This is a genomic window from Candidatus Mycolicibacterium alkanivorans, assembly GCF_022760805.1.
In the GTDB taxonomy this organism is placed as follows: Bacteria; Actinomycetota; Actinomycetes; order Mycobacteriales; family Mycobacteriaceae; genus Mycobacterium; species Mycobacterium alkanivorans.
The window spans coordinates 661,758-674,184 of sequence record NZ_JAIVFL010000001.1; the positions used below are offsets into that span (position 1 = coordinate 661,758).

The 12,427-nt window shown below is 67.9% G+C and carries 11 protein-coding genes and 1 pseudogene; 4 read left to right on the forward strand and 8 right to left on the reverse strand.

All coding sequences use genetic code 11. The features are described from left to right. Nucleotides 1-6 precede the first annotated feature (6 nt). The gene (locus K9U37_RS03320; protein WP_243070514.1) at nucleotides 7-1,296 is read right to left on the reverse strand and encodes an MFS transporter; all 1,290 of its coding nucleotides are present in this window, start codon (nucleotides 1,294-1,296) and stop codon (nucleotides 7-9) included. 77 nt (nucleotides 1,297-1,373) lie between these two features. Between K9U37_RS03320 and K9U37_RS03325 the strand changes: the two genes are divergently transcribed. Next, a complete protein-coding gene (locus K9U37_RS03325) occupies nucleotides 1,374-1,979 on the forward strand; it encodes a YqgE/AlgH family protein (RefSeq protein ID WP_243070515.1) in 606 nt (201 codons plus the stop codon). Nucleotides 1,980-2,047: 68 nt separating this feature from the next. Here the strand turns inward: K9U37_RS03325 and K9U37_RS03330 are convergent, their stop codons facing one another. Both K9U37_RS03330 and K9U37_RS03335 read right to left on the reverse strand, forming a co-directional pair. Next, the gene (locus K9U37_RS03330; RefSeq protein ID WP_243070516.1) at nucleotides 2,048-2,389 is read right to left on the reverse strand and encodes a hypothetical protein; all 342 of its coding nucleotides are present in this window, start codon (nucleotides 2,387-2,389) and stop codon (nucleotides 2,048-2,050) included. Between the two features lie 23 nt (nucleotides 2,390-2,412). After that, complete coding sequence (locus K9U37_RS03335) at nucleotides 2,413-3,318, reverse strand: LpqN/LpqT family lipoprotein (protein WP_243070517.1); 906 nt, start codon at nucleotides 3,316-3,318, stop codon at nucleotides 2,413-2,415. 253 nt (nucleotides 3,319-3,571) lie between these two features. On the opposite strand from K9U37_RS03335, the gene leuS reads away from it, so the two are divergent. Beyond that, nucleotides 3,572-6,436, forward strand: a complete 2,865-nt coding sequence (gene leuS, locus K9U37_RS03340) for a leucine--tRNA ligase (protein WP_243070518.1) — start codon at nucleotides 3,572-3,574, stop codon at nucleotides 6,434-6,436. A gap of 100 nt (nucleotides 6,437-6,536) precedes the next feature. Further along, nucleotides 6,537-7,397: a type IV toxin-antitoxin system AbiEi family antitoxin domain-containing protein gene (locus K9U37_RS03345; RefSeq protein ID WP_243070519.1), complete on the forward strand. Its 861-nt coding sequence runs from the start codon at nucleotides 6,537-6,539 to the stop codon at nucleotides 7,395-7,397. A 31-nt stretch (nucleotides 7,398-7,428) separates the two neighbouring features. On the opposite strand, the gene K9U37_RS03350 is transcribed toward K9U37_RS03345, so the two are convergent. Then, nucleotides 7,429-8,097, reverse strand: coding sequence for an SDR family oxidoreductase (locus K9U37_RS03350; RefSeq protein WP_243073201.1), 669 nt, complete (start codon nucleotides 8,095-8,097; stop codon nucleotides 7,429-7,431). A gap of 125 nt (nucleotides 8,098-8,222) precedes the next feature. Between K9U37_RS03350 and ggh the strand changes: the two genes are divergently transcribed. After that, complete coding sequence (gene ggh, locus K9U37_RS03355; RefSeq protein ID WP_243070520.1) at nucleotides 8,223-9,563, forward strand: glucosylglycerate hydrolase; 1,341 nt, start codon at nucleotides 8,223-8,225, stop codon at nucleotides 9,561-9,563. On the opposite strand, the gene K9U37_RS03360 is transcribed toward ggh, so the two are convergent. From K9U37_RS03360 to K9U37_RS03375, 4 genes and pseudogenes are all read right to left on the reverse strand, one after another. Beyond that, entirely contained in the window at nucleotides 9,560-10,015 is a 456-nt protein-coding gene (locus K9U37_RS03360) for a MarR family winged helix-turn-helix transcriptional regulator (RefSeq protein WP_243070521.1), read from the reverse strand. The two genes, ggh and K9U37_RS03360, sit on opposite strands and share 4 nt — an antisense overlap. Nucleotides 10,016-10,223: 208 nt before the next feature. Next, on the reverse strand, nucleotides 10,224-11,009 hold the full coding sequence (locus tag K9U37_RS03365) for an LLM class F420-dependent oxidoreductase (RefSeq protein ID WP_243070522.1): 786 nt from the start codon (nucleotides 11,007-11,009) through the stop codon (nucleotides 10,224-10,226). Between the two features lie 27 nt (nucleotides 11,010-11,036). Then, nucleotides 11,037-11,204, reverse strand: a pseudogene (locus K9U37_RS03370) (alpha/beta fold hydrolase); the annotation flags it as partial. Between the two features lie 45 nt (nucleotides 11,205-11,249). After that, nucleotides 11,250-12,392, reverse strand: a complete 1,143-nt coding sequence (locus K9U37_RS03375; protein WP_243070523.1) for an inositol-3-phosphate synthase — start codon at nucleotides 12,390-12,392, stop codon at nucleotides 11,250-11,252. Nucleotides 12,393-12,427: the final 35 nt, after the last annotated feature.

Below are 12,427 nucleotides of genomic sequence, written 5' to 3' on the forward strand. Positions count from 1 at the left end.
CAAACTCTAGATGCTGATCGCCCGCCGCCGGCCCACGATCGCGTGCACCGCCAGCCCGGCCAGGTAGATCACCGAGCCGGCCAGCGCCAGCACCGGCGCCTGGCCGTCGAGCGGGATGACCGCCGCCGATACCGCAATCGCCACTATGAACGACAACCAGAACAGCGAGTCCTGGACGGCGAACACGTGTCCGCGCAGGGCGTCGTCGACGTCGATCTGCATCGCGGTGTCCGCGCACAACTTGACCACCTGGCCGGCCAGGCCCAGGAAGAAACCGCACACCACCATCACCACCAGCTGCAGGGTGGCCCCGGCCAGCTGGATCACTGCAGCGAAGATCAGCGCTGCGTTGGTGGTGGCGTAGCGGCCCCATCGTCGTACCGCCGGCGGGGTCACCACGTTGGCCAGAAACGAGCCGCTTCCAGTGGCTGCTACGAACACCACCGCCGTACCGAGGCCGAGCCCGGCCACGGCCGGGGTGTCGCTGTGCCGCACGATCACCAGGACCAGCAGCGTGTTGATGCCGAACACCATGCGGTGGGCGGAAAGACCGGACAGGGTGGCGGCCACCGTCGGGGTTCCCGCCGCGGTGCGCGCGCCATAGATCCACCCCGTCGCCACCGCGTAGAAGGCCGAACCGTGGACCGCCCGTGCGGTGTCGTCGGGTCCGAGTTCATGGTGGGGAAAGCGCATCGACAGCACCAACGCGACTGCGACGGGGACCGCGACCAGGAAGATGACCGTGGCCGCCCCGGCATCGCCCGACCCGAACAGCCAGCGGGGCAGCAGCATGAAGTTGGCGCCCAGGAAGGTCGCGGTTGCCCCGGTGGCGGTGGCCACCGAGTTCATCGTGACGACCTGCTCGCGCGGGACGACGTGCGGCAGCGCGGCCGACAGGCCGGAGGTGACGAACCGGCTGAAGCCGTTGACGATCAACGCCCCGCACAGCACGGCTGATTCGCCGGCGCCCACGGCCAGCAGCAGGCCGACGCCGGTCACCAGCAGCAGCCGCCCGACATTTGCCCAGACCAGCACCGCGCGCCGGTCCCACCGGTCCAGCAGCGCCCCGGCGAACGGGCCCACGAGGGAGTAGGGGAGGAACAGCACGGCGAAGGCCCCGGCCACCGCCCAGGGGTCGGCGGCGCGCTCCGGATTGAACAGCAGCCCGCCTGCTAGCCCGGCCTGGAACAAGCCGTCGCCGAACTGGCTTGCCGTCCTGAGCTCCAGCAGCCGCCAGAACTCGGGCAGGTTGCGCACAGAACGCCACAGCGAACCGGATGCGCTGGCGTCGACCACCCGACCAACAGTACAAATGTGCGGGAGGCGCCCGCTTGTTCACCACAGCTACCGCATGGTGATGCCATGATGGTGGAGTGTCACAGTCGGAAGATCCCGAAGATTTCGTCGCGCCCGCGGCGCATCGGGTGCGGGCTGGCACGCTGCTGCTCGCCAACACCGATCTGCTCGAGCCGACGTTTCGCCGCAGCGTCATCTACGTCGTCGAACACAACGACGGCGGCACGTTGGGCGTTGTGCTCAACCGGCCCAGCGAAAACGCCGTCTACAATGTGTTGCCGCAGTGGGCCAAGTTGGCGGCCAAACCGAAGACGATGTTCATCGGCGGCCCGGTCAAACGCGGCGCCGCGCTGTGCTTGGGCGCGCTTCGCGTCGGTACAGACCCGGCCGGCATGCCCGGCCTGCGCCACGTCGCGGGCCGGATGGTGATGATCGATCTCGACGCCGACCCGGACCTGATCGCAGCCGCCGTCGAGGGGGTGCGGATTTTCGCCGGCTACTCAGGGTGGACCATCGGCCAGCTCGACGGGGAAATCGAACGCGACGACTGGATTGTGTTGTCCGCCTTGCCTTCTGACGTCCTGGTCGAGCCGCGGGTCGATCTGTGGTCGCGGGTGTTGCGTCGCCAGCCGCTACCGCTGTCGCTGCTGGCGACCCATCCGATCGACGTCAGCCGCAACTAGTCGCGCGCCAGCCGCGCGGCCAGGCCGACCGGCATCAGCGCCACGACGGGCAGCGGCGTGTCAGAGGATCACTCGCAGGAGCGGGTGCAGCTCGTGCAGCTACCCGCGCAGCTGGAGGACGCCGTTTGCTTACGGGCGGCGAAGCGGGCGCCCTGCCAGGAACCCGCGGCAACGGTGCCGACCGCGCCGACCGCACACAGAATCAGCACCGTCAGTGCGATCGAGGCGGGGGCGGCCAGCGCTGCAGCGCCGCCGGCTGCGAGCATGCCGCCGGCCGCGACCTGGGTCGGGGCCACCGCGCGCATGACCTGCGCGGTCAGGTCAGCCCCGGCCGGGCGGGACAGGGTCCACACGCCGGAACCCCCGACCAGCACGGCCAGAAACAGGCACACCACGCCCGCAAGGAACATGCGGCAACAATACGAGCCGGACGTCAGCGCTGCGTAGCGGGCACCGCGGGAACCGGAACGGGGACGGTGACGGTCACGGTCGCGGTGGCGCCCGCATCGGAGACCGGTGCTGCCGCCGGCGCAGGTGCCGCTGCGGTCGCGGGCGCCGCGGTCGGGGAGGTCACCCGGAAGCCGTTGACGATGGCGTCGGTCGCGTCGGCCGTCGCGACGACCTGGTTGGCCGCGGTCGTCACATCCAGCGACACCAGGTAGCGGTCGGCACCCGACTGCGCGATGACGTAACGCCGGGAGGTGTTCAGCGTCTGGTCGTTCTCGCGGTACGTGCCCTCGATGATTGACGACGGGAAGCCGCCGAAGTCGGCCAGGGATGCGTCGGTGGACTGCCAGTTGAACAGCTGCTGGGCGTCGACGTAGCCGTGGGTGATGGCTTCCTTCGGGTTGAAGTCGCCGACCAGTTTGTAGACCTTAAGCGCGGCGTTGGAGGTGTAGAGCCCGTCGCCGCCCAGGCGGTCGGCCAGCACGGTGAACGCGTCGGGCACGTTGGGGTCCGGGACGACGCTCCAGCCCCGCGGCATGGGCAGGACGATGTTGAGGGCGGTGAACCCGGTGGCCTTCTGCGGCTCCATGGTTACGCCCTTCTCCTTGAAGAAGTCGGCGATGGTGCCGGACTGAGCCGGGACGAGGGTCGCCGGGGCTGCCACCGCCGTGGGCGCCGCCGTCACGGTGGTCGGCACCTCCAGCGGCGCGGTGGCTGCGGTCGGCCCGGCGGCCAGCGGTGCGACGGCGGCGGTCTCAGTGACGGCCGGCGCGGGGGGGAGCGGAAGAACCGGGTCGGCTGTTGCGTTGGCGCCGGCAAACCCGAGTACTGCGGCCGAACCGGCGGCCACACCACCTACTACTACCCGCCAGTTACGGGCGATCCTGATCATCGCAGATGTCCTTTTCCGACACGGTTGGGCCTGGTGAGACCCCTTGTCCCGGGCTGACAGTAGTGGGCGTGAGAAGCCGCGGGCTAGGCCTGGAACTGAGCTGGAACCAACCTCTGACCGCTCTGCAACGCAACTGATACCAGAGCGTTGCCGGGGTGCCCGGCAACGCTCACAATGGCCACCGGCAGTAGCCCAGATCACGCCGGCTCGGCGGGTGGTCGGCGTCGGACAATGGTGCTTATAACCTGTCTGCGTGACCGAATCGCCTACCACCGGGGCCACCGAGGCCGACGCCGACGTGCCGCGGCACCGCTATACCGCCGAGCTGGCGGGGCGGATCGAGGCGACGTGGCAGGACAACTGGCAGGCCTGGGGCACCTTCAACGTGCCCAACCCGGTGGGCTCGCTGGCTCCGGCAGATGGTTCGGCGGTGCCCGAGGACAAGATGTTCGTCCAGGACATGTTCCCCTACCCGTCCGGCGATGGCCTGCACGTCGGCCACCCGCTGGGCTACATCGCCACCGACGTCTACGCCCGCTACTTCCGGATGACGGGTCGCAATGTGCTGCACGCACTGGGCTTCGACGCGTTCGGCCTGCCGGCAGAGCAGTTTGCGGTCCAGACCGGCACCCATCCACGGGTGCGCACCGAGGCCAACATCGTGAACTTCCGTCGCCAGCTGGGCCGGCTCGGGCTGGGCCACGACCAGCGCCGCAGCTTCTCCACCACCGATGTCGACTTCTACAAGTGGACGCAGTGGATCTTCCTGCAGATCTACAACGCGTGGTTCGACCCCGCACAGAACAAGGCCCGGCCCATCGCTGAGCTGGTGGACGAGTTCGACAGCGGCGCAAGGACTCTCGATGACGGCCGGGTGTGGTCCCAGCTGTCGGCGGGGGAGCGCGCCGACGTCGTCGACGGCCACCGGCTGGTGTACCGGGCCGACTCGCTGGTGAACTGGTGTCCCGGGCTGGGCACCGTGCTGGCCAACGAGGAGGTCACCTCCGAGGGCCGCAGCGAGCGCGGCAACTTCCCGGTGTTCCGGAAACGGTTGCGGCAGTGGATGATGCGCATCACCGCCTACTCCGATCGGCTGCTCGACGATCTCGACGTGCTGGACTGGCCGGAGAAGGTCAAGACCATGCAGCGCAACTGGATCGGACGCTCCACCGGCGCATCGGTGCTCTTCGATGCCGACGGCAGCGACATCGAAGTGTTCACCACTCGTCCCGACACCCTGTTCGGCGCCACCTATCTGGTTCTGGCACCCGAACATGAACTCGTCGACGCTCTGACGGCCGGGCAGTGGCCCGAAGGCGTCGACCCGCGCTGGACTGGTGGCGCAGCCACACCCGGTGAAGCGGTGGCCGCCTACCGGCGTTCGATCGCGGCGAAGTCCGACCTGGAGCGTCAGGAGAACAAGACCAAGACCGGGGTGTTCCTAGGAACGTGGGCCACCAATCCGGCCAACGGGCAACGGGTTCCGGTCTTCATCGCCGACTACGTGCTGGTCGGCTACGGCACCGGCGCGATCATGGCGGTGCCCGGCCACGACCAGCGTGACTGGGAGTTCGCCGGCGAGTTCGGTCTGCCCGTCCTGGAGGTGATCGCCGGCGGCGACATCACCGAGGCCGCCTATGTCGGGCACGGCACACTGGTCAACTCGCAGTACCTCGACGGGCTTAGTGTCGAGGACGCCAAGACGGCCATCGCCGAGAAGCTCGAGGCCGACGGCCGCGGCCGCGCCCGCATCGAATACAAGCTGCGGGACTGGCTTTTCGCGCGCCAACGGTACTGGGGTGAGCCGTTTCCGATCGTCTACGGCGCCGACGGCCGGGCCCATCCGCTGCCGGATTCCGCGCTGCCGGTCGAGCTGCCCGACATCGCGGACTACTCGCCGGTGCTGTTCGACCCAGAGGACGCCGACAGCGAGCCGTCGCCGCCGCTGAACAAGGCGACTGAGTGGGTGAACGTCGACCTCGACCTCGGCGACGGACTCAAGGGGTATACCCGCGACACCAACGTCATGCCGCAGTGGGCCGGCAGTTCGTGGTACGAGCTGCGCTACGCCGATCCGCACAACTCAGAAGAGTTCTGCGACAAGCAGAACGAGGCCTACTGGATGGGCCCGCGCCCATCCGAGCACGGGCCGGACGATCCGGGCGGGGTGGACCTGTACGTCGGCGGCGTCGAGCACGCGGTGCTGCACCTGCTGTATTCGCGGTTCTGGCACAAGGTGCTTCACGACCTCGGCCACGTCACGTCGCGGGAACCCTACCGCCGCTTGGTGAATCAGGGCTACATCCAGGCTTTCGCCTACACCGATGCGCGGGGCGCGTACGTGCCCGCCGCCGACGTCGTCGAGCGAAACGGGAAGTTCTTCCTGCCGGGGACCGACGGTGAGATCGAGGTCTTCCAGGAGTTCGGCAAGATCGGCAAGAGCCTGAAGAACTCGGTATCGCCCGACGAGATCTGCGACAACTACGGCGCCGACACGCTGCGTGTCTACGAGATGTCGATGGGCCCGCTGGAAGCGTCGCGGCCGTGGGCCACCAAGGACGTGGTCGGCGCCCATCGTTTCCTGCAGCGGGTGTGGCGGTTGGTCGTCGACGAAAACACCGGTGCGGAACGGGTTTCCAAGCACGAGTCGCTAGACGACGAGACGCTGCGGTTGCTGCACCGCACCATCGCCGGCGTGGCCGACGACTATGCGGGCCTGCGCAACAACACCGCCGCGGCCAAGCTCATCGAGTACACCAACCACCTGACCAAGGAGGGCGTCACCTCCCGCGCAGCGCTGGAGCCACTGGTGTTGATGGTGGCCCCACTGGCCCCGCACCTCGCCGAGGAGCTGTGGCGGCGACTGGGCCACGAGACATCGCTGGCGCACGGCCCGTTCCCTGTTGCCGATCCGGCCTTTCTGGTGGCGGACACCGTCCAGTACCCGGTACAGGTCAACGGCAAGGTGCGTGGTCGGATCACGGTCGACGCCGAGGCCGACAAGACGGCCGTCGAAGCGGCGGCGCTGGCCGACGAGAAGGTGGCGGCATTCCTGGCCGGTGCCACCCCGAAGAAGGTCATCGTCGTTCCCGGCCGCCTGGTCAACCTCGTCGTCTAGCCCGGGCGATTTCGGCGCGCTTTTCGTCGCCTACCGGCGACAAGCGCGCCCGAATCGCTAGGAATGGAACGCAACTGTTTTCCGGCGCGTCCATCTTGGCGTGCTGAACGATCTTCTTCGCGATCAAGATGGCGTCATCACGCTCGCTCAAGCGCAGCGCGTCGGGCTCACGCATCAAGCGGTTCAACGTCGTGTGCGCTCGGGTTACTGGCGTCGATGTGCCCGGGGCGTCTACTTCGTCGACGACCGTGAATTCACCGACGCGGCCCGCATCCGCGCGGCGGTTTGGGCGCACGGCGCACACGCGGCGGCCAGCGGCCTTGCCGCTGCTTGGTGGCACCGCCTCACGGTGTTCGCGCCTGAGGTCGTCGAGGTCACTGTCCCGAGAAACAGCCGCGGTCGTAGCCATGGTGGCGCCCGGGTGCGGCGGCGCAACCTCGGCGCTTCAGATGTCAGCGCCGTTCGCGGGCTGAAGGTGACCGAACTGTCCCTCACCGTGGTGGAGGCTTCGGTTCGGCGCCGTGGCGGAGCGAAGCTGATGGATCGCGCACTGCAGCGCCACGTCGAGTTGCAGGCGCTGTGGCAGGCACATCTCCGGAACAAGGGCCGCTACGGCGCGCCAGCAGCGCGCCGAATGCTTCAGGCCGCAGCCGACGGCAGCCGTTCGGAGGCCGAAAGGCTGTTGCTGGGGTTGCTGCGCCAAGCCGGACTGACCGGATGGCGGACCAACCATCCGGTGGCTGGGTACAAGGTCGATGTGGCCTTTCCCAAGCAGAAGGTCGCCATCGAAGTCGACGGCTTCGCCTTCCACACCGACGAAGAGGTGTTTCAGATCGACCGGCAGCGCCAGAACACCATCGCGCTTTGCGGTTGGCAGATCCTGCGGTTCACCTGGCTGGATCTGACGGGATATCCCGAGCGCGTCATCGCCGTCATCCGTTCTGCGATTTCGGCGCGCTAATCGCCGCCTACCGGCGATAACCGCGCCGAAATCATGCCCGGGGGCGGACGACCACCTGATGCGTATGCGCATCCAGCGGCGTGGCGATTACCCCGGCCACGACCTGAGCGACCGTCTCGGCGGACAGGAATTTCGCGGGCTCGTACTCGCCGCCTTCGTAGGCGATCAGGTCGCGCTGCATCTCGGTGTCGACCCGGCCGGGGTGCACGCTGGTGACCCGCAGGCTCGGCTCGTCGGCCCGAAGCGAGTCGGCGAAGGCGCGCAGCGCGAACTTGCTCGCCGAGTAGGCGGCCAGCCCGGGTGAGACGTTGAGCCCCGATCCGGAGTTGATGAACACGACCTGCCCTCTGGCCGCTCGCAGTGCTGGCAGCAGCGCCAGGGTGAGCGCCACTGCCCCGATGACATTTACCTCGAAGGTGGCGCGCCACTGTTCGGGGGTGGACTCCGCGACCCGGCCCGGATAGGCCACCCCGGCGTTGTGCACCAAGACGTCGAGTTCGGCCAGCGGTTCGGCGGCGGCCTCCACCGAGTCCGGATCGGCCAGGTCCAGCGGCCAGGTGGTGGCGCCAAGCCGGGCAGCGACGGCGTCGAGCCGGGCGGCCGGCCGGCCGGCCAGCAGCAGAATGTGGGTGGGGGCCAGGGCCTCGGCTATCGCGGATCCGATGCCGCCACTCGCCCCAGTGATCATTGCGGTTTTCATCCCCGCGTCGCTTCGCTCCTGCCCGTCGCGCCCAACCCCCGCGTCGCTTCGCTCCTGCCCGCCGGAAGACATGCCGCCAACCCTACCGATCTGCGTTTCCACCTCACGCAACGCAGAATGAACGCGTGGCATTTGACCCGAGCTTCGGCCAGGCGCAGCTGGCGGCCCGCGCGGCCTACCTGCTGCGCGGTAACGACTTGGGTGTGATGACCTCGGCGGCACCCCAGCTCTACCCGCACATGTGGAGTTGGGACGCCGCCTTCGTGGCGGTCGGCCTGGCCCCGCTGAGTGTCGAGCGCGCCGTCGTCGAACTCGACACGCTGCTGTCGGCGCAGTGGACCAACGGGATGATCCCGCACATCGTCTTCGCCCATGGTGTCGACGGCTACTTTCCCGGCCCGGCCCGCTGGGCCTGTTCGGCGCTGGCGGCCCACGCCCCGCGTAGCAGGCACACCTCCGGGATCACCCAGCCTCCGGTGCACGCGATCGCGGTGCAGCGCATCCTTGACCGGGCACGCATGCGGGGCCGCTCCACCCGGGCGGTGGCCGAGGCATTCCTGGACCGGCGTTGGTCGGATCTGGTGCGCTGGCACCGCTGGCTTGCCGAAGCCAGAGACCAGAACAAGAGGGGCCGGATCACCCTGTACCACGGCTGGGAATCCGGGATGGACAACTCGCCACGGTGGGATTCGGCCTACGCCAACGTGATTCCCGGCAACGTCCCGGAGTATCAGCGCGAGGATAATCACATCATCACGGACGCCAGCCAGCGTCCGTCGGACACCGAGTACGACCGGTATCTGTGGCTGCTCGAGGAGATGAAGGCCGCCCGCTACGACGACGACCTCCTGCCGAAGGTGATGAGCTTCGCCGTCGAGGACGTCTTCGTCTCGGCGATCTTCTCGGTGGCCTGTGACGTGCTGGCCAACATCGGCGAGGATTACAAGCGACCCCACTCCGACGTGCGTGACCTGTACTCCTGGGCCGAGCGCTTCCGCGCCGGGGTCATCGGCACGACAGACGAAAGAACGGGCGCCGCAAGGGATTTCGACGTACGAGGCGAAAAATGGATCGCCACCGAGACGGCTGCGCAGTTCGCACCGCTGCTCTGCGGGGGCCTGCCGCATGAGCAGGAACGCGCCTTGCTGAGGGTCCTCGAGGGCCCGCGGTTCTGCGGACACCCGGACCTGAAGTTCTCGCTGATTCCCTCAACATCGCCGGTTTCCAAAGACTTTCGGCCGCGCGAGTACTGGCGTGGACCGGTATGGCCCGTGCTGACGTGGCTGTTCTCATGGGCGTTCGCCCGCCGGGGTTGGTCCGAGCGTTCGTTGATGTTGCGCCGAGAAGGTCTGCGCCAGGCCAGCGACGGCTCGTTCGCCGAGTATTACGAGCCGTTCACCGGTGAGCCGCTGGGCAGCATGCAGCAGTCCTGGACCGCCGCCGCGGTGCTCGACTGGTTGGGTTAGCTCTCGGATTGATCGGCCAGGCGCTCCAGCGGGCGCAGGGCCTTGGCCAGGGTCTCGCGCTCCTCGTCGCTGAGTTTGGCCAGCAGCGAGGCCAGGTACGCGCGCCGGTGATCGAGCGCCTCGCGGTGCTGCACCAGTCCCTCCGGGGTGACCTCGACCAGCACGGCCCGCAGATCCGAGGGGTCGCGGGACCGCTTGACCAGCCCCAGCTTCTCCAGGCGCCGGATGGCCACCGTCGTGGTGGGTGTGCGCACCCGCTCGCGGGCAGCGAGCTCGGTCATGCGCATCGGGCCCCGATCCAGCAGGGTCAGCAGGATCGACAACTGGGCCAGCGTCAGATCACCGCTAGTCGGAGTGCGCGGGTCGCCGCGGCGCAAGACCGAGAACAATTTCGAGAGGACTCGCTGCAGGTCCCCTGACAGGTCAGTGACCTGCGGCTCGGCCTCAATCATAGTTCGCTAGTCTAACCTGTGCGGCTCTGTCAAGAGGCGCGTAATGCCGTTTTCAGGGCCGAACTATAGAACCTGAGACAGGAACCGCTGTAGGCGCTTGGTCTACCCGTCGACCCGTCTACCAGCTGGCTGGGCGAGGCGCACACCTTATGGCCGGCAGGGACGTTCGGCCTGGAGTCCCTGCCGCTGGAGTGCGAGCCCTGCTGAGTCAGCGGCTGTCGCGCCAGCGGACCAGCGTCTCGGCCGGGCCCAGGTTGTAGTCGGGCCCGTCGCATCCGACGGTCATCAGTGTGACGCCCAGACCGGCCAGCGCCTCGGCGTTGGCGACCAGGCTTTCGGCGTCGCGGCCCTCGACACCTGACGAGCGCTCGATGCTGCCCGGATCACGGCCGACCGCCTCGCAGTGGGCGGCCAGCGCCTCGGCCTTACCCGGATAGGTCTCGGCGTTGGTGAAGCTGTGCCACATCTCGGCGTGCTCGGCGACCAGGCGCAGGGTTTTGCGTTCGCCTTGACCGCCAATGAGGATCGGGATGTCGCGCGTGGGCGCGGGATTGAGCTTGGCCAGCCGGGACTTGATTCGCGGCAGCGCTTCGGCGAGGTCGGCCAGCCGGCTGCCGACGGTGCCGAATTCGTAGCCGTACTCGTCGTAGTCCTTCTGCTTCCATCCCGAACCGATGCCGAGGATCAGCCGTCCACCGGAGATGTGGTCGACGGTGCGGGCCATGTCGGCCAACAGTTCGGGGTTGCGGTAGGAGTTGCACGTGACCAGTGCGCCGATCTCGACGCGCGAGGTCTGCTCAGCCCAGGCTCCCAGCATGGTCCAGCACTCGTAGTGGGCGCCGTCGGGGTCGCCGTAGAGCGGAAAAAAGTGGTCCCAGTTGAAGACGACGTCGATGCCGATGTCCTCGCATCGGCGTACGGCGCCGCGGATCTGGGCGTAGTCGTCGGAGTGCTGGGGCTGGAGCTGGACACCGATTCGGAGGGGAAAGGTCATGTCATCACGTTAGGCCTCTCGCCGGCCCTAACCGTCGAGCACATCCCGCAGGATCTGCACCAGCGCCCGCGGCTGATAGCCCTGAACCGAGTGACCGGCGTCCGCCACGACGTGGACGGTCTGGAATCCCGGTGCAGTGCGAGCGAATTCGTCGGCGCCCTCGTCGTTGACGAAGAACGACTTGGTGCCGCGCACCTTGGCGGCGTTCTCGGGGAGCAGCGCGAACTCGACGAAAACGAACTAGCCCTTGTTGATCCCCGCGTCGCTGCGCTCCTGCCCGCCGGCGATGAACGCTTCGAGCTGCTCGCGGGCCACGTCGTCGGCGAGCTGCTTGGGCGGGCTCTTCATCAGGTAGGCCGAGGCCGGGATGATCGGGCCGCCGATGCCGCGGTCCTTGGCGACCTTGGCCGCGCGCACCGCGTCGATGATGATGCCGGCCGAGTTCGGCGAGTCCCACACCTCGAGCTTGTACTCCAGGTTCAGTGGCACGTCGCCGAAGGCGCGGCCTTCCAGGCGGACGTAGGCCCACTTGCGGTCGTCGAGCCAGGCGACGTGGTCCGACGGGCCGATGTGGACGTTCTTGTCCTCGATCTTGCCGGCCAGCGAGCCGGTCAGGTTGGAGGTCACGGACTGGGTCTTGGAGACCTTTTTGGACTCCAGGCGCTCGCGCTCGAGCATGTTCTTGAAGTCCATGTTGCCGCCCACGTTCAGCTGGAAGGTGCGGTCCAGCGCGACGCCGCGGTCCTCGAACAGCTTGGCCATGACGCGGTGGGTGATGGTGGCGCCGACCTGGCTCTTGATGTCGTCGCCGACGATCGGCACACCGGCGTCCGCGAACTTCTTGGCCCACACCGGGTCGGAGGCGATGAACACCGGCAGCGCGTTGACGAACGCCACGCCGGCGTCGATCGCGCACTGCGCGTAGAACTTGTCGGCCTGCTCCGAGCCCACCGGCAGGTAGGACACCAGCACGTCGACCTTGTTGTCCTTGAGCACCTTGACCACGTCGGCCGGCTCGTCATCGGACAGCTCGATGGTGTCGGCGTAGTACTTGCCGATGCCGTCGAGGGTCGGGCCACGCTGCACCACGACATCGGTCGGCGGCACGTCAGCGATCTTGACGGTGTTGTTCTCCGAGGCGAAGATGGCCTCGGACAGGTCGAACCCGACTTTCTTGGCGTCGACGTCGAACGCGGCGACGAACTTCACGTCGCGCACGTGGTACCGCCCGAGCTTGACGTGCATCAGGCCGGGAACCGAGGCGTTCGGGTCCGCATCCTTGTAGTACTGGACGCCCTGGACGAGCGACGACGCGCAGTTGCCGACGCCGACAATGGCGACCCGCACATCCGTCGACGTTCCTGGCGCGTTGTGCTCAGTCATGGACGTTCTCCTTCTTGAACTTCTTCTTGCTGCTG